We start from the raw sequence: 21128 nt of genomic DNA on the forward strand, positions 1-21128 counted from the left end.
GAGGCGTGGGTGGCGGCTGGGGTCCGGGTCATGGCGATCAGGGCTGGTTGGTGGCGTTCCGTACGGTCGCGGACCTCCGCGGCCGGCACCCGACCGCCGGCGCCGGCGGTGCGGAAACGCGACGAGCCCTGCCGCTCTCCGTGGAGAGCGGCAGGGCTCCTGCCTGGGCGCAGCCGAACGGCGGCCGAACGGGTCGGCCGCGCCGGCCGACGTGTTTAGAGGTCGAAGTAGAGCTCGAACTCGTGCGGGTGCGGGCGCAGCGCGATCGGGGCGATCTCGTGGGTGCGCTTGTAGTCGATCCACGTCTCGATCAGGTCCGCGGTGAAGACGCCGCCGGCGAGGAGGTACTCGTGGTCGTCCTCCAGGGCCTTGAGGACGTTCTCCAGGCTGGTCGGGACCTGCGGGACGTTGGCGTGCTCCTCGGGAGCCAGCTCGTAGAGGTCCTTGTCGATCGGCTCCATCGGCTCGATCTTGTTCTTGACGCCGTCGAGGCCGGCCAGGAGCAGCGCCGAGAACGCGAGGTACGGGTTCGACGACGGGTCCGGGGCGCGGAACTCGACGCGCTTCGCCTTCGGGTTCGAGCCCGTGATCGGGATGCGCATCGCGGCGGAGCGGTTGCGCTGCGAGTACACCAGGTTCACCGGCGCCTCGAAGCCCGGCACCAGGCGGTGGTACGAGTTCACCGTCGGGTTGGTGAAGGCCAGCAGCGACGGGGCGTGCTTGAGGATGCCGCCGATGTAGTAGCGGGCGGTGTCCGACAGGCCCGCGTAGCCCGCCTCGTCGTAGAAGAGCGGCTCGCCGCCCTGCCACAGCGACTGGTGGACGTGCATGCCCGAGCCGTTGTCACCGAAGATCGGCTTCGGCATGAAGGTGGCGGTCTTGCCGTTGCGCCAGGCGACGTTCTTCACGATGTACTTGAAGAGCATCAGGTCGTCGGCCGCGGCGAGCAGCGTGTTGAACTTGTAGTTGATCTCGGCCTGGCCGCCGGTGCCGACCTCGTGGTGCTGGCGCTCGACCTGGAGGCCCTGGGCGTCCAGCTCCAGGGAGATCTCGGCGCGCAGGTCCGCGAAGTGGTCGACCGGGGCGACCGGGAAGTAGCCGCCCTTGTAGCGGACCTTGTAGCCGCGGTTGTTCTCCTCGGAGCCGGTGTTCCAGGCGCCGGCCTCGGAGTCGATGTGGTAGAAGCCCTCGTTCGCGGTGGTCGCGAAGCGCACGCTGTCGAAGATGTAGAACTCGGCCTCGGGCCCGAAGAACGCGGTGTCGGCGATGCCGGTGGAGGCGAGGTACGCCTCGGCCTTCTTCGCGATGTTGCGCGGGTCGCGGCTGTAGGCCTCACCCGTGATCGGGTCGTGGATGAAGAAGTTGATGTTCAGCGTCTTGTCGCGGCGGAACGGGTCCAGGCGGGCGGTGCTGATGTCGGCACGCAGCGCCATGTCGGACTCGTGGATCGCCTGGAAGCCGCGGATCGAGGAGCCGTCGAAGGCGAGTTCCTCGGCCGGGTCGAACGCCTTCGCCGGGATGGTGAAGTGCTGCATCACACCGGGCAGGTCGCAGAACCGGACGTCGACGAACTTGACGTCGTTGTCCGCGATGTACTTCTTGATCTCGTCGGCGTTCTGGAACATCCAACTCCTCCTACTCCCGATCCCGGGGGAGGGACGGGCTGTATAGCTCGTGGTGCGTCAGTGCGGTGCCGCACGCTGACCCGACCATAAGCAGGCGGGATTTCTCAGGCATGACCCATTTGTTTCGCCCAAGTTAACCAGGGTCCGCCCGAAGCTCCGGGGAGCACCACAGGTACCGTGGTCCGGTGGACAACAGGCAAGCAATCGGATCGTGGCTCTCCGGCCCCCGCGCGGCGGCCGAGGACATGGGCGTGGAGTTCGGCTATCCGGGCCAGCAGCTCGGCCTGCCGGAGCAGGGCCCGGGCTCGGTGGCGCGTTTCGGGCGCCGGCTGGGCGCGGTCGCCGTCGACTGGATCGGCTGCCAGGTGATCGCATACGGGCTGATCACGGGCGGCGACATGTCCGCGACGGGCAACTGGACGCTCGGACTGTTCCTGGGCCTCACCCTCCTGACCGTGGGCACGGTCGGCTCCACCCCGGGCAAGCGCCTCCTGGGCCTGCGCGTCGTCTCCCTGGACGGCGGCCGCCTCGGCTTCGGCAGGGTGCTGCTGCGCACCGCGCTGCTGGCCCTCGCCATCCCGGCCCTGATCTGGGACCGCGACGGCCGCGGCCTCCACGACCGCGTCTCCCGCGCCGTCCAGGTCAGGATCTGAGACACGGCAGGGAAAAGGGGCGCCCCGCGGCCATCGGCCGGGGGGCGCCCCTTTTCATGCGCGTGCGTATTGCGCGTGTGTATACGGCGGGTGCCGTATACGAAGGCGGCGGGTCAGCGCATCTTTCCGCCGCGTGGCATGCGCATGCCCTTGGGCATGGGCCCCTTCGGCAGGGGCATGTTGCTCATGAGGTCCCCCATGGCGCGGAGCTTGTCGTTGGCCTGGGTGACCTGGGGGCCGGAGAGGACGCGGGGCAGCTTGAGCAGGGTGGTGCGGAGCTTCTTCAGCGGTACCTGGCCCTCGCCGGTGCCGACGATGAAGTCGTGGACCGGGACGTCCGGCATGATGCGGGCGAGCTTGCGCTTCTCGGCGGCCAGCAGGGCCTTGACCCGGTTCGGGTTGCCCTCGGCGATCAGCACGACGCCGGCCTTGCCGACGGCGCGGTGGACGAGGTCCTGGCTGCGGTTCATCGCGATGGCGGGGGTGGTCGTCCAGCCGCGGCCGACGTTGTCCAGGACGGCCGCGGCGGCGCCGGGCTGCCCCTCCATCTGGCCGAACGCGGCGCGCTCGGCGCGCCGGCCGAAGAGGATCGCCATCGCGAGGAACGCCACCAGGAAGCCCAGGATGCCCAGGTAGACCGGGTGGTCGATCAGGAAGCCGATCGCAAGGAAGACACCGAAGGTGACGATTCCCACGCCCGCGACGATCAGACCGACCTTCGGGTCGGCCTTGCGCGTCATCTTGTACGTCAGGGCGATCTGCTTCAGTCGCCCGGGGTTCGCAGCAGTCTCTGCGTTTGCCTTCCTCGCCATAAGCGCAGTTTACGTGGCCTGCGGGGTCCGGGTCGCCGCGGCCTCGAGTACGTGCTCGGTTTCGACGCGGTCCCTGGCCCGGCGCCGGTCCTCCAGGACTGCGGTCCAGGCGTTGCGCCGGGCGCCGCTCATGAGGAGCGACTCGAAGCCCCGGAAGGCCTGGGTGAACGACGGGATGGCAATGGCGCGTACGGGCGCGGCCTGCATGGTCTCGTTCCCTTTCACGGTGCTCACGTCGGTCTGGAGCGGGTCTGGAGCGCACTGCAGGGGGGCGGCGGAGGGTCCGGCGGCGTGTGCGGTGCGTCGACCCATGGTCACTGTCCGGTGTTACCAGGGCATGACCGGCCGGTCAAACGGTGATGAAACATTTACGCGGCCCGTCGGTCCTCTTCCCACGAAGAGCCTACGGGCCGCGTCCATGCGTATTACCGTCCGGTAATGATCTGTGCGGGAGTTCACACCGCTCTCAGGCGAGAGCTCCGGCCCCGCTGCGCTTCTCCATCGCCTGCTGGTAGAGGCGGCCGGCCCGGTACGAGGAGCGGACCAGCGGTCCGGACATGACGCCGGAGAAGCCGATCTCCTCGGCCTCCTTCGCCAGCTCGACGAACTCGGCCGGCTTCACCCAGCGCTCGACGGGGTGGTGGCGCGGCGACGGCCGCAGGTACTGGGTGATGGTGATGAGCTCGCAGCCGGCCTCGTGCAGGTCGCGCAGGGCCTGCGTGACCTCCTCGCGCTCCTCGCCCATGCCGAGGATCAGGTTCGACTTGGTGACCAGGCCGTACTCGCGCGCCTTGGTGATCACTTCGAGGGAGCGCTCGTAGCGGAAGCCGGGCCGGATGCGGCGGAAGATCCGCGGGACGGTCTCGACGTTGTGCGCGAAGACCTCGGGGCGGGAGGCGAAGACCTCCTCCAGCAGCTCCGGGACGGCGTTGAAGTCGGGGGCGAGCAGCTCGACCTTGGTGCGGCCGGCCTCGCGGCCCGCCGTCTGCCGGTGGATCTGGCGCACGGTCTCGGCGTACAGCCAGGCGCCGCCGTCGGCCAGGTCGTCGCGGGCGACGCCGGTGATGGTGGCGTAGTTCAGGTCCATGGTGACGACGGACTCGCCGACGCGGCGGGGCTCGTCCCGGTCCAGGGCCTCGGGCTTGCCCGTGTCGATCTGGCAGAAGTCGCAGCGCCGGGTGCACTGGTCGCCGCCGATGAGGAAGGTGGCCTCGCGGTCCTCCCAGCACTCGTAGATGTTCGGACAGCCGGCCTCCTGGCACACGGTGTGCAGGCCCTCGCCCTTCACGAGGTTCTGCATCTTCGTGTACTCGGGACCCATCTTCGCCCGGGTCTTGATCCACTCGGGCTTGCGCTCGATGGGGGTCTGGCTGTTGCGGACCTCCAGGCGCAGCATCTTGCGTCCGTCGGGTGCGACTGCGCTCACGACCGGCTCCCTGTGACTTCGATTCCTCGGCGACCACCAGGGTACGCCCGTAATTTCGTACGCTCTTACGTCGGCCAACCCGCGGAGGGGCGGGCCCATTCCCCGTCGGCTACGCCCCCGCCGCGCCCTCGGCCGTGCGCGGCCGCAGGTCGGCGTTCTCCAGGACGTCCCTCAGGTGCTTCTCCGCCACCGGCACCACCTCGGCGACGGTGACCTCGCGCCCCAGTTCGTACGAGAGCGAGGTCACACCGGCGTCGCGGATGCCGCAGGGCACGATCCGGTCGAACCAGGTGTTGTCGGGGTTCACGTTCAGCGAGAAGCCGTGCATCGTGACGCCCTTGGCGACGCGGATGCCGATCGCGGCGAGCTTGCGGTCCTCGCGGCGCTGGCCCGCGTTGGAGGGGGCGTACTCGGGGCCGTTCAGCCGGGGGTCGAACTCGTCGTCGTGCAGCCGGGGGTCGAGGTCGAGGGAGAGGCCGCCGACGAGGGGGCGCTCCTCGACGGGGTCGCCGAGCACCCACACCCCGGAGCGGCCCTCGACGCGGGTGGTCTCCAGGCCGAAGTCGGCGGCGGTGCGGATGAGCGCCTCCTCCAGGCGGCGCACGTGCGCGACGACGTCGACCGGCCGGGGCAGCTTCATGATCGGGTAGCCGACGAGCTGGCCCGGGCCGTGCCAGGTGATCTTGCCGCCGCGGTCGACGTCCACGACGGGGGTGCCGTCGAGGGGGCGCTCGCTGTCGGCGGTGCGCCGCCCGGCCGTGTACACGGGCTGGTGCTCCAGCAGCAGGCAGGTGTCGCCGGTCTCGTCCGCGAAGCGCGCCGCGTGGACCCGGCGCTGCTCGTCCCACGCCTCGGTGTACTCGACGTAGTCCGGCCCGAAGCCCAGGTGGACGAATTCCAGCTCAGCCACGGCAGCGCCTCCTCGTTGAAACTGCTGTGTGCAGGTATCGCACGAGCCAAGGGTACGGCGCCGCCTCCGGGACCCCTCGGGGGGTCGGCGCCGGACCGGCTCCCCGCCGCAGTTCAGCGGCCGTTCTGCGGGGGCGGCGGGGCGGGCAGGAGCCGGGGCGGCCTGCGGCCCGCGGGCGGCCGGTCGGGGTCCTCGTCGGCGCGCGGCAGCCGCCGGTGGCCCTCGGAGTGGTCGTTGACCCAGCCGCAGACCCCGCACGCGTACCGCCCGTCGAGCCCCGCGATGTACGTGCCGCACCGGCGGCACTCGGCCTCGGTGATCTCGGGCGCGGGCAGCGGCGCGGGGTCGGCGGCGGACGGCTCCGTCCTGGTGGGCCTGGGGGTCATGGGGCGCAGAGTACGCGGCCCGCGTCGACGCGGCCGTAAAGAGCCCTGCTGATTCTGCACACGATCGGATGAATATGGGGCAGAGAGGGCGGCGCGGCGGCGGTTCGCCGCTACATTCGCGCCGTTCACAGGGCCGGGACCCCGGTCCGGCACGTCAGGAAACCGTGGAGCCGATGACGGAACGACCCGCGCAGCACGTCCCCAACCGCCAGCTCGCGGCTCTGATCGCGGAAGCCGGTTTCTCCAACGCCGGTCTGGCCCGCCGCGTCGACCAGCTGGGCCTGGAGCACGGCCTCGACCTCCGGTACGACAAGACCTCCGTGACCCGGTGGCTGCGCGGGCAGCAGCCCCGCGGGACGACCCCGGCGCTCATCGCCGAGGTCTTCACCCGGCGTCTGGGCCGCCGGCTCTCCGCACAGGACCTGGGCCTGGACGCCTGCGCCCCCGTCTACGCGGGCCTGGAGTTCGCGGCCACCCCGGAGGAGGCCGTGGACATCGCCAGCGGGCTGTGGCGCAAGGACTCGGGCTCCCACGCCGAGCTGCGGAAGATCGCCTTCACCCCGGCGGGGCTGGTCGTGCCCAGCCGCGACTGGCTGATCGGCCGGCCCGACGAGCGGGTCGGCCGGGGCGCCGATCCGGCCGCCGCCGCCCGGGTGCCCCTCCAGGGGCGCGGCAGCGTCCCGCGCCAGCGCCAGATCGACCGCGGTCCCGGTCAGCGCGTCACCGGCGGGGACATCGCGGCGCTGCGCTCGGTCGGCGAGCTGTTCCGGACCCTGGACCAGGCGTACGGCGGCGGGCACGCCCGCCAGGCGCTGGTGCGCTACCTGGAGCACGAGGCGGAGCCGATGCTCCGCGGCACGTACGGGGAGACGACGGGCCGCCGGCTGTTCGCGGCCGCCGCCGACCTGACGCGGCTGGCCGGCTGGACCTCGTACGACATCGCCGCGCACGGGCTGGCGCAGCGGTACTTCGTGCAGGCGCTGCGGCTCGCGCAGGCCGCCGCGGACCGGCCGTACGGGGCGTACGTACTGGTCACGATGAGCCGGCAGGCCGTCTACCTGGGGCACGGCCGGGAGGCGGTGCAGCTGGCCCGCGTCGCCCAGCAGGGCGTCGGCTCCGGGCCGGCGCCGCTGGTCCAGGCGCTGCTGCACGCGGCGGAGGCGCGGGGCCACGCGGTGCTCGGCGAGGTCCGGGCCGCGACGGCCTCGCTGGTGCGGGCCGAGCGCTGCCTGGGCGCGGCGCGGCCGGGCGACGACGTGCCGCACTGGGCGAAGTCCTTCGACGAGGCGACGCTCGCGGACGAGTTCGGGCACTGCCACCGCGACCTCCAGCAGTACCGGGCGGCGGCCCAGCACGCGGAGCGCTCGCTCCAGCTGCGCGCGCCGGCGTACGCCCGCTCGCGCCTCTTCTGCAAGGTGGTGCTGGCCACGGCCCGCCTGGGGCTGGGCGAGCTGGACCAGGCGTGCTCGCTCGGCGCTGAGGCGGCGCAGCAGGCCATGGAGATGCGCTCGGTGCGCGCGGTGGAGTACGTACGGGACTTCGAGCGCCGGCTGGAGCCCTACCGGGACGCCTCGGCGGTGCGGACGTACCGGGACCGGGTCGCGGCGCTGTCGTAGCGGCGCGCGGGAGTGGGGCCCGGCCGCCCCGTCGGAGGGGCCGGGCACCGGGCCTCTGTGGTTCTCAGGCCACCGCCGGCAGGGCGTCCCCGGCGCCGGCGGGGAGCCGGATGCCGAAGTCGCGCAGGACGGCGCCGGCGGCGCGGCGGGCCGAGTGGAGTGCGCCCTGGACGGTGTTGGCGTCGCGGTGGTCGCCGCACACGTACAGCCCGGCGAGGACCCGGACCGGGCGCCGCAGGTCGTACGGGGGCGGCATCGCGGGGACGGCCTCGGGGGTGTGGTGGACGGCGAGGAGCTCCCAGTCGCGGGTGGCCGTGTCGTACAGGCGGGCCAGCCGGGAGGCGACGGCGCGCACGGGCGGCGGCGGGCCGAGCACGGTGGTGGTGACCAGGCTGCGGCCGGCCGGCGCCCGCGTCGGGTCGACCGCGCTCATGACGGCGGTATGGGCGACGGGCCGGCGGGGGTCGCCGTCGAGCAGGAGCGAGCCGTCCCAGGGCAGGGGGGCGGCGGTGGCGTGGTGGATGGCGGTGACCTCGTGGAAGGCGGGGACGCGCAGGCCGGGCAGGAGCCCGGCGGCGGCCCGCGCGCCGGTGGCGAGGACGAGGGAGCGGCAGGCGAAGTCGCCGTGGTCCTCGGTGGTGACGAGGTTGGTCGCCACCGACCGGACGCGGACGCCGGTGCGGACGGTGCCCGGCGGCAGTCCGGCGGCGAGCAGCCGGGGCAGGGTCGCGGCGCCGCCCTCGGGTACGGCGAGCCGCCCCCGGGCGAAGGTGCGCAGGGCCAGGTCGGCGACCCGGCTGGAGGTGGTGAGGTCCGGGTCGTGCAGCAGGGCGGAGAGCAGCGGCCGCAGGGTGCTGCCCATGCCGCGGGTGCGCAGGGCCTGTGCGGCGGTGCGCTCGGGCCGGGCCAGGATGCGGTCGGCGGGCAGGGCGGAGATCCGTCCGAGGTAGGCGCTGAGCCGTGCCTGGTCGAAGGAGCCGCTGGCGAGCGCGCGGGCGGGGGTGAGCGCCCCGGCGCGCAGCTGCCGGCCTTCGGCGTGGACGAGGACGCCGGGCGCGAAGGACCGCAGGACGAGGGCGGCGAGGCCGGGCGTCCGGTCGAGTTCCGTGTACGAGGTGTTGAGCAACTGGCCGACCCGGTCGAGCCGGAACCCGTCCGCGTGCTCGGTGGCCATGCGGCCGCCGGTGTCCTCCGCGGCCTCCAGGACGGTGACGGTGACCCCCGCCGCGATCAGGTGCTGTGCCGCCGCGAGTCCTGCGACCCCGGCTCCTACGATGACGACGTCCGCATGCTGTGCGGCGTGGTGCGAGCTGCTGAGCACGTGCCCCTCCCCGAGGTCGGCGCGGCTGTGTGGGGATCCTCCTTCCCCCAACCGACTCAAGGGGAACCCGAGTTCGGTGCGGTATTCCGGTCGGATCCGGTCGCATGGCGGTCGCATCCGGGTCACGAACGGTCGCACGGCGCCATCTCGTGCGCTGCCGCGGGAGCCGTGGGACGGGCGCGCCGCGATGCACCCCGTACGGGGCCGCGGGGGCGGCCCCGGCGCGGGCCCGTTGCGGGCCCGTCGCGGGCCCGTCGCGGGCTCGGGTACAGGCCCGGCACGGGCGCGGTCAGGGGGCCGCGGGGTCGGCGAGCGCCGCGCGCAGGGCGTCCTCGATGCCCGGGTGCCGGAAGACGAACCCCGAGCGCAGCAGCCGGTGGGGGCGCGCCCGCTGGCTGCCCAGCACGTCCTGTGCGAGTTCGCCGAGGACCACGCGCAGCGCCGGGGCGGGCACCGCCAGCAGCGTCGGCCGGTGCAGGACCCGGCCCATCGCGGCGGTCACCTCCCGGTTGGTCACCGGCTCGGGCGCGGCCAGGTTGACCGGACCGGACAGCTCAGGGGTGTCGACGAGGTGCCGCAGCGCCGCGACCTCGTCGTGCAGCGAGATGAACGGCCAGAACTGGCGGCCGCTGCCGAGCCGCCCGCCGAGCCCCGCCCGGAACAGCGGGAACATCCGCGCCCAGGCTCCCCCGCGCCCGGAGACCACCAGCCCGGTCCGCGCGAACACCGTCCGAACGCCCGCCTCCCGGACCGGGTCGGCCGCGGCCTCCCATGCCTGGCACACCTGCGGCAGGAATCCGCTGCCCGCGGGGGCCGTCTCGTCGACGACGCGGTCGCCGGCGTCCCCGTAGTAGCCGACGGCCGAGCCGCTGACGAACACCGCGGGCGGCTCGCCCATCGCGGCGACGGCCCGCGCCAGGGCGTCCGTGCCCCGCACCCGGCTGTCCCGGATCTCCTTCTTGTACGCGGCCGTCCACCGGTGGTCGCCGATGCCGGCGCCCGCCAGGTGGACCACGGCCCCGCACCCGGCGAGCCCCGCCGGGTCGACCCGCCCGGCTCCCGGGTCCCACTGCGCCTCGTCCGGTCCGGCGGGCGCCCGCCGGACGAAGCGGACGACGTCGTGTCCGTCGGCCCGCAAAGACCGTACGAGGGCACTGCCGATGAGGCCGGTGGAACCGGTGACCGCGATGCGCATGGGCCCCATGATGCCGCCGCACCGGCCGTCCGGTCGGCGGAACACCCGCCGAGCGTGTCCGCCGGCCCGGACGGCGGGCGGGGTCAGGCCCCGGCGGCGGTGCCCGGCCGGGCGGGTGCTCACACCAGCAGCCGCAGCGACGTCTCCGCGATGCCCAGCCGTACGCTCTGGCCCCAGGTCAGGTGGAGGGCGTCGGCCTCCATGCCGTCGCCGAAGACCACGATCCGGTCCGACTCCACGGTCAGCCGCAGTCCCTGACGCTCCTGAAGGTGGCCGGAGACCCTCGTCGTGCCGGTGGCGGGCGACGGCCACGCCTCGCGTACGAACCACAGGAGCCGGCGGTCGCACGGCGCGGGCAGCGCGAGGGCGCTGCCGCGTTCCAGCCACAAGGAGCGCAGCCAGCCGGTGGCGCCGGTGCCGGTGCCGACGAGGACGCCCGAGGACGCCTGGGCCTCGCCCGGGCCGGTCTCGCCGTCGGCGCCGAGGCGGTAGCGGGCCGTCTGGTGGCCGGGCGGACCGAGGTAGATCTCGTTCAGGGCGAGGAGGCGCTGGGTGTCGTCGGCGACGGCCTCCACCATGGTCAGGTCGTCCGTCCGGCCGCCGGCGGTCGCGGCGCGCAGCAGGGCGGCCGTGTCGGAGCTGCGGTGGCGGACCAGGACTCCGGGGTTGCGCCCCGGGTCCGTGTCGATGCCGACCACGGGCTGCCCGGACAGGTACTTGGCGGTGTTGGCGACGAGTCCGTCCTGCCCGACGACGACCACCACGTCCTCCGGGGCGAACAGGAAGCGGTCCAGGTCCGCCCGCTCCACCCGGGAGCTGCGCCAGGTGAGCGGGACCGCCGCCTCCGCCTCGCGCAGCGCCTGCCGGGTCCGGTGGTGGCGGCCGACGACCTCGTCGAGGGAGCGGCCGCGACTGGAGAGGAAGAACGCCGCCTGCCCGTGCGTCCCGTGCCGGCCGATCAGTTCCTCGTACTCGGTCCTGCGGTGCACGAGCACCGCCCGGGGGGCCAGGCTCACGCGTCCGCCCCGGGCTGGGGGCGCCCGAGCCGGCCGAGGAGGCCGGTGAGGACGTCCGGGGTGAGGGTGATGCTGTCGACCCGCGGCAGGTTCTCCGCCAGCCGGGTCGCCGCCAGGGCGTACAGCGTGTCCGCACCGCTCTCGCCGTGCACGCGCAGCCATGCGGCCTGCGCCTCGGCACGGGCCGCGCCCGTCGCGCGCGCCGCCTCGGCGTCCGCGCGGGCCAGCGCGACCTTGCGGGCCGCCTCGGCCTCGGTCCGCACGGCGTCGGCTGCCGCCTTCTCCTCGGCCTCGCGGCGGGAGTTGACGCCGCGCTGCTCGACGAGCTGCTCCTCGCGGCGGGCCAGTTCGATCTGGCTGGCCAGCTCGTTCTCGGCGATCGCCCGCTCGCGCTCGACGGCGACGGCCCGCCGCTCGTAGGTGGCCCGGTCCGCCTCCTGCTGGATCTGCTCGCGGGCCGGTGTGCGCAGGGCGCGCTCCACCTCGGCCTCGGGCCGGAGTGCGACGACGCGGACGGCGACCACCTCGATGCCGGTGTCGGGGAGCCGGGGCTCGGCGGCGAGGCCGTCGGCGACGCTCTGCCGGACGGACGCGACGCCGTCGACCAGCGCGGCGGCCAGCGGGGTCCGGGCCAGCACGTCGAGGGCGTGCTGCTGCGCGGTCTCGGTAAGGAGGGTGGAGATCTGCTCCAGGGGCGCGCCGCGCCAGCTCCCGCTGTCCGGGTCCACGGAGAAGTCGAGGCGGTCGGCCGCCGCGGCCGGGTCGCTGATCCGGTAGGTGACCGTGGCCTGCACGGTGACGTCCTGGAAGTCGGCCGTACGGGCGTGGAAGGCCATGGCCAGCTCGCGGTCGTCGACGGGCACCTCGGACAGGGCCGCCGACAGCGAGCGGTACCAGAAGCTGAGCCCGCGGCCGTCGTGGACGAGCCGGCCGCGCCGGTGGTGGCGGATGTGGGCGGTGGGCGCGGAACGCAGATGGCGCCAGCCGAGGCGCCGGGTGATGTCGGCCATGGGAACGGAACCCCCTTGATTTCGTCACCATGACGATAAACGGGAGTCTCTGATATCGTCAAGCAGACGAAAACAAGGCGGGCGCGCAGGAGCCGCGGCCGCACGCAGAAAACGGGGGGACAGCGAGTGAGCATCACGGCCAGACCGCAGGCGGACCGCGAGGCGGCGGGCCCGCTCGCCACCGCCGACGAGATCTTCCGCACCCTCATGGGCCGCCACGCCCCGGACGCGGACGAACGTCCGGACGACAGGCTCATCCGCAGGATGCAGACCGGGCGGACCCTCCTCGGCCTGGGCGGCGCCGTGTGGCTCGTCCTGGCCTACCCGCTCAGCTCGGGCCGGGAGGAGTTCGTCCTCGGAAAGGTCGTCGAGCTCGGCATGGCCTGCGCCGTCCTGCTGGCCGGCAGCGTCCTCGGCATCACCGCCTTCCTCGCGGCCGGCACCCCGGACCGCCGCCGCTCCTTCGCCCGGCGGCTCTCGGGGCCGCTCATATGCATGCTGGCGCTCGCCCTGGGCCCCGCCCTCTTCTGGCTGGCCCTCTCCACCGTCAAGGGCGACCTCGTCGGCGAAGTGGAGCTGGTGAACTTCTACTCCTCGCTCCTGGGCCGCGGCATCCTCTGCTCCGTCCTCAGCTTCCTCACCCTCGTCATCGGCTGCCTGCTCGCCATCGCCGTGCTGATCGTCTCCGTCCCGTACACGCTCGTCACGGCGTACGCCTGCGTGACCTCCTGCTTCCGCGCCTCGGACGTCCACCAGCTGCTCCCCGCGCTCCTCTCGCCCCTGCTCGTGTGGTCGCTCTTCGCCTTCCAGCTCTTCAACGGCCCCGACGTCGCCGCACCGCCGGAGGTGCTCTACACCTTCCTCCTCGGCGGCCCCCTCTCCGTGACCGCCCTTTCGGTCTGGGAGGTACGCCGGCTGCGCACCCGGTACGGGATCACCCTGCGCAGCGCCCTGGGCCGCTGACCGACCGCGCCCGCACAGGGCCGCCCGCCGCACCGTCCGGGGTGCGCAGCCACCGCGCCCGTACCAGGGTGGAGGGGTGAGACGCCGACGCCAGGAGCCGGGCTGGCTGCGCGGGGCACCCCCGCCGCGCTGGGCCCGCATCGCCCCCGCGGTCGCCCTGGTCGTGCTCGTGCTCGCCCAGCGCCTCACCCCGGCAGCAGAGATCGGCTTCTTCCTCGCCGGGCTGCCCCCCGTGGCCGCCTTCGCGTACGGCCCCGCCGGCACCGCCGTCTGCGCCGGCACCGCGCTCGCGGCGCTCGCCGTGCCGTCCGTCGCCGGCACCAACCCCCGCGGCTCCGACCTGGCGACCGTGGCCGCGATCGGCCTGCTCAGCGTGGTCATCGCCTGGGTGCGGCGAAGACGCGACACCCAGCTCGTCAACGTCCGCACCGTCGCCGAGGCCGCCCAGATGGCCGTCCTGCCGCCGGTGCCCCAGCGGGTGGGCCCCGTGCGCTGCGCCGGCCTGTACCGCGCCGCCCAGCGCGGCACGCTCGTCGGCGGCGACCTGTACGACGTACGGGCCGGGCCGTACGGAGTGCGCGCCCTCGTCGGGGACGTGCAGGGCCACGGCCTGGCCGCGGTCGGCACGGTCGCCGCGCTGCTCGGCGCCTTCCGCGAGGGCGTCCTCGACGACGCCGGGCTCGCCGCGATGGCCGCCCGCCTGGACCGCAGGCTCCTCGCGGACGCCGCCGGCACGGCCGACGCCCCGGCCGGGCAGCCCGAGCTGTTCGCCACCGCCCTGCTCCTGGAGTTCCCGCCCGGCCTCGACCTCGTACGCGTCGTCTCCTGCGGCCATCCCCCGGCCCTGCTGCTGCGCGGGATCCGGGTCGCCGAACTGGACGTCGACCCGGGGCCGCCGCTGGGCCTCGGCCTCACCACGACGGCACCCCCATCCGTCGCGGACGTCCCGCTCCTGCCGGGCGACCGGCTGCTGGCCTACACCGACGGCGTCACCGAGGCCCGCGACGCGGGCGGCTCCTTCTACCCCCTCGCCACCCGCATTCCCGTCGTCGCCTCCCCGGGCCGGGTCCGCGACCCGGCCGGCCTGGTCGAAGCCCTCTGGCACGACCTGGTCGTCTTCACCCGGGGCGGCCCCCGCGACGACGTCGCCCTGCTGGCCCTCTGCGCCGCGGACGACTGACCCGCGCCCCGGCCGGACGCCGGGCCGGCATCCGGCCGGGGCGCGGACACGGGGCGCCGGACGCGTCAGCCCGCGTTGCTCACGATGAACGCGCGCACCAGCTTGCAGGTGGTGTTCGACGGCCGGTGGATCCCCGTCCGGACCGCCATCGTGCGGATCTTGCGGTTCGTGGCGCGCCGGGCGTCGTACGTCCCGGAGTCGAGCAGGGATATCGCCAGCCGCATCGCCTTCAGCCGGCGGTTGTGGCTCTCGTACCACTCCCGGGGGAGACCCGCGGGAAGGGGCTTCTTCTTGACGGGCATCGGGGTCCTGGCAGTGGCCATCTACAGCCTCCCAAACGGTAGTTGGCGTCCTGTCCTACTCCCTGAATTCTACCGGCGGGCACTGACAGAACCCCCTGGCCACACCCCCTCTGACTACCCTGGCGGCCATGGAGATCTGGATCAATCCCGCCTGCTCGAAGTGCCGCAGCGCCCTCACCCTGCTGGACGCGGAGGGCGCCGAATACACCGTCCGCCGCTACCTGGAGGACGTCCCGTCCGAAACCGAGATCCGCGAGGTCCTGACCCGCCTCGGCCTGGAGCCCTGGGACGTCACCCGCACCGCGGACCCCCTGGCAAGGGAAACCGGCGTACGGGACCTCCCCCGCGAGGCCACGGACGAAGCCCGCGCCCGCTGGATCACCCACCTGGCCACCCACCCGAAGCTGATCCAGCGCCCCATCATCACGGCAGACGACGGCACGGCGGTCGTAGCCCGCTCGGAGGAATCGGTCCGCGAGGCCCTGGCACGGCGGGGATAGGCGGCGGGGGAGGGAGAAGAACGGAAGCCGACGGGACGGGGTCGGGGGTGTGGCAGCGGGAGCGGGGTTCGGCGGTAGCCGATCGGTCCGCGGCGGAAGAGGGACTGGGGGTGTCCCGGGCAGTTGATGGTGTCCGGGGCGTGCCGGTCCCTCAAGGGCGCGCCCTTCGGTCGCGTCGCTGCGCGATGGCCCTGGCGGGCCACCCTTGACCGACCGACCCGCCCCGGAGGCATTTTTTCTGCCGGGACGCCCCCAGGGGAACGGCCAGGGGGAGGGCGAGGCGTCAGGGGTCATCAGAGAGCCTCCTCCCCCGCCCCGCAGGCCCCCTTTCGCCCCACCGGCATCAGCAGACCCGCCGACGGAAGCCCAGTTGGCTCCGACGTGGCGAAATGATGTCCAGAGCATCATCCGCAGACGGGACCGCGCCGGATCGCTACAGGGCGCCCCCGGCTCAGCGTCCGACGGCCGTCAGGGGCCGGCCAGCGCAGCAGATCGCTACGTGCGCACCCTCGGCTCAGCGACCGACGGCCGTCAGGGGCCGGGCGGCGCGACAGATCGCTACAGGGGCGCCCTCGGCTCAGCGACCGGCGGCCGTCAGGGGCAGCGAAGCGCCCCGCCCGCTCCCCACTCCTCCTATATAGACGTCTGGCGGCAGGACGAGCGCATCCGCCCCGCCAACCGCCATGATCGGGCGATCCGGCGGTCAGCTGCCGAGCCGACGGCGCGCACGTAGCGATCCGCCGCGCCGCCCCGGCCCCCGACCGCCGCCAGACGCTGAGCCGAGGGCGCGCACGTAGCGATCCGGTGCGGGGGTCCTGTGTCTGGATGATGCTCTGGACGTCGTTTCCCGACGTCACAGCCAACCGGGCTCCCGTCGGCGGGTCTGCTGATGCCGGTGGGACGGGATGCGGCGGCCGGGGCGGGAGGGCAACGGCTCTGATCCGCCCGGTAGGTGACGGTCCCTCCAGGCCGTTCCCCTGGGGGCTTCCCGGCAGCTTGTTGGCATTCCGGGGCGGGCCGTCCTGTCAAGGGTGGCCCGAAGGGCCATCGCGCAGCGACGCGCCCAACGGGCGCGCCCTTTACAGGACGGCCCGCCCCGGAAGGACAATCGGCTGCCGGGACACCCCCGGCACCAACCGACCCCGAGTCGTCGGCTCCCGCTCGCCCACCGCCCCGGCGCCCGCCGACCCGCCCGCGCGGCTCACGCCGGCCCCCGCACCCGCCGTCGCCTTCCGTCGCCCCTCGCGCGGCTCACGCCGGCCCCCGCCCCGCCGTCGCCCCTCCGGCCCCGGCCCGCAGGCCCCTACTCCCCCAGCCGCTGCTCCGCCTCGGCCAGGATCTCCGTCAGCCGGGCCCCGAACCCCGCATCGCACGCATCCGGCGTGCCCGTGCGGGCTGCCGTCAGCAGTGCGTCCACGGCTCGGCCGTAAGCGCCCGGCACGTCCGTCCAGTTGGGCAGCGCGTGGACGCCCTCCGCGCCGCGGAGTTCCAGGCCGACCCCCGCGGCCGCGACCGGGGCGCCCAGGCTGAGGACCGCGGTGCTGGCCGCGCCGGAGGCATGGCGCAGTGCCAGTTGGACCACGTCGGACGGTCCGCGCGCCGCCGTGACGGCGGTGACGTCGCCCAGGACCGGGATCAGGACGGACAGGACGTGCGGGCCGACGTCCCACAGCCCTCCCTTGTCCTTCCGCCACGGCGAGTCCGCGTACGCGCTGGGCGCGCCGTCCGGCGGGAAGACGGCACCCAGCCAGTGCGCGGCCCCGGTGAACCACCCGGTACGGCCGGTCTGCTCGCGCACCCAGGCGGCAGCCGGCTCGGCGAAGCGAAGGGTGAGGAAGACGACGGAGGCGACGCCGTGCCGGTCGGCGGCGTCGGCGACGGCGCGCGCGTCGGCGACGGTCGTGGCGACGGGCTTGTCGAGCAGCAGGTGGCAGCCGGCCGCGGCGGCGCGGACGGCAAGGGGGGCTTGGATGTCGGGCGGGAGGGCGAAGGCGGCGATGTCGCAGTCGGCGAAGAGCGCGTCGGGATCGTCGTACACCTTCACGCCGTACGTGTCGGCGAGCTCGGCGGCGGCTTCGGGCCGGCGGCCCCAGACGCCGGCGAAGTCGGTGCCCGCGTGGGCGGCGAGGGCGGGGGCGTGGGTGCGGTGCGCCCAGGGGCCGGTGCCCAGCAGGCCGACACGGGGGCGAACGGGCGGAGGGGTGGGGTCCGCGGGGTCGCCTGCGGCGATCAAATCGTACGAAATGCTCACCCGGCCAGTGTGCCGCACCCGGGCGGCGGCACGGCGCGCGACCCGCACAAGCGGTCCGGCCAGGGGCGTAAACGCCGGTAACACGGGGTTCACAACAGGGCAACGGCCGGGAAATCGCGACCCGGCACGCTGCGGTCTGAACCACAGCACAGAGCAGCACGCAGATCGCAGCACCCCGCACCACCCCCGCAGCCCCCGCCGGGTCTGCGCCGGAGCGACGCACCGAAGGATGGGTCCCGTGAGCTACAAGGCCGAGTACATCTGGATCGACGGCACCGAGCCGACGGCGAAGCTGCGCTCCAAGACGAAGATCCTCGCGGACGGCGCCGAGCTGCCGGTCTGGGGCTTCGACGGGTCGAGCACGAACCAGGCCGAGGGCCACGCGTCCGACCGTGTGCTCCAGCCGGTGTTCTCCTGCCCGGACCCGATCCGCGGCGGGAGCAACGTCCTGGTGCTGTGCGAGGTCCTGAACATCGACATGACCCCGCACGAGTCGAACACCCGCGCCCTGCTCCGCCCGGTCGCCGAGAAGTACGCGGCCCAGGAGCCGATCTTCGGCATCGAGCAGGAGTACACCTTCTTCGACGGCCAGCGCCCGCTCGGCTTCCCGGTCGGCGGCTTCCCCGCCGCGCAGGGCGGCTACTACTGCGGTGTCGGCTCGGACGAGATCTTCGGCCGCGACATCGTCGAGAAGCACCTCGACCACTGCCTGGCGGCGGGCCTGGACATCTCCGGCATCAACGCCGAGGTGATGCCCGGCCAGTGGGAGTTCCAGGTGGGCCCGCTCGGCCCGCTGGAGGTCGCGGACCAGCTGTGGGTGGCACGCTGGCTGCTGTACCGGACCGCGGAGGACTTCAACGTCTCGGCGACGCTGAACCCGAAGCCGGTGAAGGGCGACTGGAACGGTGCGGGCGCGCACACGAACTTCTCCACGAAGGCGATGCGCGAGGACTACCGTGCGATCGTTTCCGCCTGTGAGGCGCTGGGCGAGGGCAGCAAGCCGCTCGACCACGTGAAGAACTACGGCGCCGGCATCGACGAGCGCCTGACGGGCCTCCACGAGACGGCCCCGTGGAACGAGTTCAGCTACGGCGTCTCCGACCGCGGCGCGTCGGTGCGCATCCCGTGGCAGGTGGAGAAGGACGGCAAGGGCTACATCGAGGACCGGCGCCCGAACGCCAACGTGGACCCGTACGTGGTGACCCGCCTGATCACGGACACCTGCTGCGCCGGCCTGGAGAAGGACGGCCTGGTCTGACCGGCCCCGCCCCAGCCCGTCGGCCGGCCCGCCGGCCGACGCGAACGCCCGCCGAACCCCCCGGGGTGCGGCGGGCGTTCGCCGTTGCCCGGGGCGGCCCCACACCCCCGCCATCCCACCCGGTTTGCCGAATATGGGATTCCGCTCCACGAAGTGGGACGCATCCTGCCCGGCCCTAGGCTCATCTGCTTCAATGGGCCCATGGCCAGCCACTCGCACACCTCGACCGGTCGCAGCGACCTCGAGCCGTTCTGGCCCTCCCGTCAGGACCACGATTTCGACCGGGTGTGTTGCCGCGCGGTGAACGCGCCGGCCCTTTAAAGCCTTCCGGGACCGCCCTGAGCGGCTGCCCTGCCCGAGGCCTTCGGTCTGCGCGCGGAACGAGGACGTACGCACGTCTCCTGCCGACCACTCGCGCGAAAGAGCCGACCACCCATGTCCCAGAGCCGTTCCCTGACGCCCGCCGCATCCGCTGCCTCCGCCGGATCCGCTGCGACCGCCGCATCCGCCCGCTCCGCTGCGACCGCCGCCGCCCCCGACCTCCCGCCGCCCGGTGCGCGCCACCGGCTGAGGGCCGTTTCCGCCGGCGAGCCGGTCGACGTGGCCGGCCTGCTCCCGCCCGGCACCACCTGGCTGCCGGCTCCGCAGCACGCGCTGCCGGTGCTGCCGGGCCGGCCGCCGATGGTCGGTTACCTGGTGCTGGTGCCGGCCGACCGGCAGCCGGTCGCGTTCACCCCGCAGTCCGCCGCCCCCGCCACCGCCCCGGCCGCCCCGGCCGCCCCGGCCCCCTCTCCCACCCCACACGACGGCCTCGTCCGCATCGACCCGGCGCGGCGCACCGCCGAGGTCGGGGGGCGCGTACTCGACCTGACGTACCTGGAGTTCGAGCTGCTGGCGCACCTGGTGGCGCACCCGCACCGCGTGCACACGCGGGACCAGCTGGTGACGACGGTGTGGGGGTACGGCCACGTCGGCGACGGCCGGACCGTCGACGTGCACGTCGCCCGGCTGCGCCGCAAGCTGGGCGCCGCCCACCGGGGCGCGATCCAGACGGTGCGCCGCGTCGGCTACAGGTACGCCCCCTGACCCTCCGCTGACGGCAGCGGGCCCGTACTCCCCCCTGTGGAGTACGGGCCCACACGGTGCCGGGGCGGCCGGGCCTAGCCGGCGGCCCCGGCCCCGGCCTCCGCCTTGGCGCGGCGGCCGGCGAGGGCGCCGAGCAGCATGTCGACCGCGAGGAACACGACGAGGCTGAGGCCGAGCAGCGGCACGAACCAGCCGACGACGGCGGTCGCGGCGGCGAGCGGCAGCAGCAGCGTCACGGGCAGCTTGCGCCAGGCGCCGCGCGGCTGGGCGCGCCCGGCAGACAGGGCGCGGTCCTTGGTGGGCCGGCGCAGCCACCACATGCGGTAGCCCCAGAAGACCAGCAGCATGACCGCGAGGGCGAGGGCCGCGAGAGCGATCTGGTTGGCGAGCCCGAAGGTCTGGCCCATGTGGAGGTCGATGCCGAAGCGGGTCAGCTTGGCGAGGAGCGGGTAGTCGGAGAAGCGCAGGACGTCCATGACGCGCCCGTCGGCGGGGTCGACGGCGACGGTGTCGAAGTGGACCGGGAACTCGCGGTCCTTCTCCTTGACGACGTAGCCGTTGCCCTTCGCCGGCAGGGTGACCTGCAGCCACTCGGTGGCGCCCGCCTCGCGTGCGGCGGCGACGGCCCGGTCGATGCCGATGTCGGCGGTCGGGGGGGCCGGGGGCATCTCCATGTCCTCGGTCATAACGTGCCCGGCGTGTTCGTCGCCGCCGGCGGCCTGGCCCGGGGTGAGGGAGGCGGAGACGGACGGGGTGGCTCCGCCGAGGCGGTCCTGGAGCTGTCCGATGTTCTCGCCGGCGTACTTCGACCAGGTCAGGCCGGTCGCGGAGAGGGCGACGAGGCCGAGGGCGGCCCACAGGCCGACGGTGCCGTGCCAGGAGAGGGTCCTGCGGCGGCCGGTGGCCTTGCGGTCGGGGACGACGAGGTGGGCCTTCCTCGTGCGGCGGCGGCCGATCCAGAGGGCGGCGCCGCCGAGGGCGACCACCCACATCCAGCTCGCGGCGAGTTCGCTGTAGTTCCGGCCGAACTCGCCGAGCTGGAGGCTGGCGTGGAACTCGCTGAGCCAGGCGCGCAGCGGCAGGGCGTCGCCGTTCGTGGTCAGCGCGCCGTCGACCTGGGCGGTGTACGGGTCGACGAAGACGGTGCGGGTCTCGCCCTCGGCGAGTCCCGGCGCCTCCATGATCACGCGCGTGGTGGCCTCGGCGTCGGGCGCGGGCCACACGGCGACGACCTTGCCTTCGGGTTCGGCGTGCCGGGCGGCGGCGATCTGGGTGCTGAGCGGTACGGCGGCCTCGCCGACGCGGTCGACGGTCAGCTCGTCCGCGTAGAGGATCTTCTCGGCCTGCCAGGAGCCCGCGTACAGCAGGCCGGTGGCGGCGGCGAGGAAGAGCAGCGGGGCTATGAGGAGGCCCGCGTAGAAGTGCATGCGCAGCAGGAGCGGCCGCAGGGCCGCCCAGCCGCCGGGCCGGGCCTCGGGGGCCGGCCGGTCGGCCGGCGCGGGTCGGGGTCCGGGGGTTTCGGTTTCGGTGTCGGCGGCGTCCGCGGTGCGGGCGGCGGCGCCTTGGGCCTCGTCGAGAGACATGGGTGTCCTGTTCGTGTGGGCGAAGACATGGGGGA

Annotated in this window: 20 protein-coding genes; 7 read left to right on the plus strand and 13 right to left on the minus strand. The window is 74.0% G+C overall.

The annotated features are described in order from the left end of the window. Window positions 1-215: 215 nt before the first annotated feature. Window positions 216-1625, minus strand: coding sequence for a type I glutamate--ammonia ligase (gene glnA, locus C0216_RS23995; RefSeq protein ID WP_114057286.1), 1410 nt, complete (start codon window positions 1623-1625; stop codon window positions 216-218). Window positions 1626-1810: 185 nt separating this feature from the next. Here glnA and C0216_RS24000 point away from each other — a divergent pair, with 185 nt between their 5' ends. Next, window positions 1811-2278 carry an RDD family protein gene (locus C0216_RS24000; protein ID WP_114057287.1) on the plus strand — a complete coding sequence of 156 codons (468 nt, stop codon included), beginning with the start codon at window positions 1811-1813 and terminating at the stop codon, window positions 2276-2278. Between the two features lie 113 nt (window positions 2279-2391). Here C0216_RS24000 and C0216_RS24005 read toward each other — a convergent pair whose 3' ends face one another. From C0216_RS24005 to C0216_RS24025, 5 genes are all read right to left on the minus strand, one after another. Next, window positions 2392-3090 (minus strand): DUF4191 domain-containing protein, encoded by a 699-nt coding sequence (locus C0216_RS24005; protein ID WP_114057288.1) that lies wholly within the window; start codon window positions 3088-3090, stop codon window positions 2392-2394. Window positions 3091-3099: 9 nt separating this feature from the next. Further along, a complete protein-coding gene (locus C0216_RS24010) occupies window positions 3100-3297 on the minus strand; it encodes an SCO2195 family GlnR-regulated protein (protein ID WP_114057289.1) in 198 nt (65 codons plus the stop codon). Between the two features lie 259 nt (window positions 3298-3556). Beyond that, a complete protein-coding gene (lipA, locus tag C0216_RS24015) occupies window positions 3557-4516 on the minus strand; it encodes a lipoyl synthase (RefSeq protein ID WP_114057290.1) in 960 nt (319 codons plus the stop codon). Between the two features lie 109 nt (window positions 4517-4625). Then, window positions 4626-5426, minus strand: coding sequence for a lipoyl(octanoyl) transferase LipB (lipB, locus tag C0216_RS24020; RefSeq protein WP_114057291.1), 801 nt, complete (start codon window positions 5424-5426; stop codon window positions 4626-4628). Between the two features lie 113 nt (window positions 5427-5539). Further along, a complete protein-coding gene (locus C0216_RS24025; protein ID WP_114057292.1) occupies window positions 5540-5812 on the minus strand; it encodes a hypothetical protein in 273 nt (90 codons plus the stop codon). 173 nt (window positions 5813-5985) lie between these two features. Here C0216_RS24025 and C0216_RS24030 point away from each other — a divergent pair, with 173 nt between their 5' ends. Beyond that, window positions 5986-7428 carry a regulator gene (locus tag C0216_RS24030; protein ID WP_114057293.1) on the plus strand — a complete coding sequence of 481 codons (1443 nt, stop codon included), beginning with the start codon at window positions 5986-5988 and terminating at the stop codon, window positions 7426-7428. Window positions 7429-7492: 64 nt separating this feature from the next. Here the strand turns inward: C0216_RS24030 and C0216_RS24035 are convergent, their stop codons facing one another. The 4 genes from C0216_RS24035 to C0216_RS24050 form a co-directional block, all read right to left on the minus strand. Beyond that, on the minus strand, window positions 7493-8749 hold the full coding sequence (locus C0216_RS24035; protein WP_246042668.1) for an NAD(P)/FAD-dependent oxidoreductase: 1257 nt from the start codon (window positions 8747-8749) through the stop codon (window positions 7493-7495). A gap of 289 nt (window positions 8750-9038) precedes the next feature. Then, on the minus strand, window positions 9039-9944 hold the full coding sequence (locus tag C0216_RS24040) for a TIGR01777 family oxidoreductase (protein ID WP_114058878.1): 906 nt from the start codon (window positions 9942-9944) through the stop codon (window positions 9039-9041). Between the two features lie 119 nt (window positions 9945-10063). Further along, on the minus strand, window positions 10064-10960 hold the full coding sequence (locus C0216_RS24045) for a hypothetical protein (RefSeq protein WP_114057294.1): 897 nt from the start codon (window positions 10958-10960) through the stop codon (window positions 10064-10066). Beyond that, window positions 10957-11970: an SPFH domain-containing protein gene (locus C0216_RS24050; protein WP_114057295.1), complete on the minus strand. Its 1014-nt coding sequence runs from the start codon at window positions 11968-11970 to the stop codon at window positions 10957-10959. The genes C0216_RS24045 and C0216_RS24050 overlap by 4 nt, the downstream gene beginning before the upstream one ends. Before the next feature lie 126 nt (window positions 11971-12096). On the opposite strand from C0216_RS24050, the gene C0216_RS24055 reads away from it, so the two are divergent. Then, window positions 12097-12933, plus strand: a complete 837-nt coding sequence (locus C0216_RS24055; protein WP_114057296.1) for a hypothetical protein — start codon at window positions 12097-12099, stop codon at window positions 12931-12933. Window positions 12934-13009: 76 nt separating this feature from the next. Further along, a complete protein-coding gene (locus tag C0216_RS24060) occupies window positions 13010-14113 on the plus strand; it encodes a PP2C family protein-serine/threonine phosphatase (RefSeq protein ID WP_246042669.1) in 1104 nt (367 codons plus the stop codon). A 65-nt stretch (window positions 14114-14178) separates the two neighbouring features. Here the strand turns inward: C0216_RS24060 and C0216_RS24065 are convergent, their stop codons facing one another. Continuing rightward, on the minus strand, window positions 14179-14436 hold the full coding sequence (locus tag C0216_RS24065; RefSeq protein ID WP_114057297.1) for a hypothetical protein: 258 nt from the start codon (window positions 14434-14436) through the stop codon (window positions 14179-14181). Window positions 14437-14543: 107 nt separating this feature from the next. Between C0216_RS24065 and C0216_RS24070 the strand changes: the two genes are divergently transcribed. After that, the gene (locus tag C0216_RS24070; protein WP_114057298.1) at window positions 14544-14915 is read left to right on the plus strand and encodes an ArsC/Spx/MgsR family protein; all 372 of its coding nucleotides are present in this window, start codon (window positions 14544-14546) and stop codon (window positions 14913-14915) included. Between the two features lie 1303 nt (window positions 14916-16218). Here the strand turns inward: C0216_RS24070 and C0216_RS24075 are convergent. Then, on the minus strand, window positions 16219-17160 hold the full coding sequence (locus C0216_RS24075; RefSeq protein ID WP_246042869.1) for a Gfo/Idh/MocA family protein: 942 nt from the start codon (window positions 17158-17160) through the stop codon (window positions 16219-16221). A gap of 244 nt (window positions 17161-17404) precedes the next feature. On the opposite strand from C0216_RS24075, the gene glnII reads away from it, so the two are divergent. Then, window positions 17405-18424 (plus strand): glutamine synthetase, encoded by a 1020-nt coding sequence (gene glnII, locus C0216_RS24080; RefSeq protein ID WP_114057299.1) that lies wholly within the window; start codon window positions 17405-17407, stop codon window positions 18422-18424. A 435-nt stretch (window positions 18425-18859) separates the two neighbouring features. Next, window positions 18860-19510, plus strand: coding sequence for a winged helix-turn-helix domain-containing protein (locus C0216_RS24085; RefSeq protein ID WP_114057300.1), 651 nt, complete (start codon window positions 18860-18862; stop codon window positions 19508-19510). A gap of 74 nt (window positions 19511-19584) precedes the next feature. Here C0216_RS24085 and C0216_RS24090 read toward each other — a convergent pair whose 3' ends face one another. Next, window positions 19585-21093: a PepSY-associated TM helix domain-containing protein gene (locus tag C0216_RS24090; RefSeq protein WP_114057301.1), complete on the minus strand. Its 1509-nt coding sequence runs from the start codon at window positions 21091-21093 to the stop codon at window positions 19585-19587. Between the last annotated feature and the right edge of the window lie 35 nt (window positions 21094-21128).

Source organism: Streptomyces globosus (genome assembly GCF_003325375.1).
GTDB classification, from domain to species: Bacteria; Actinomycetota; Actinomycetes; order Streptomycetales; family Streptomycetaceae; genus Streptomyces; species Streptomyces globosus_A.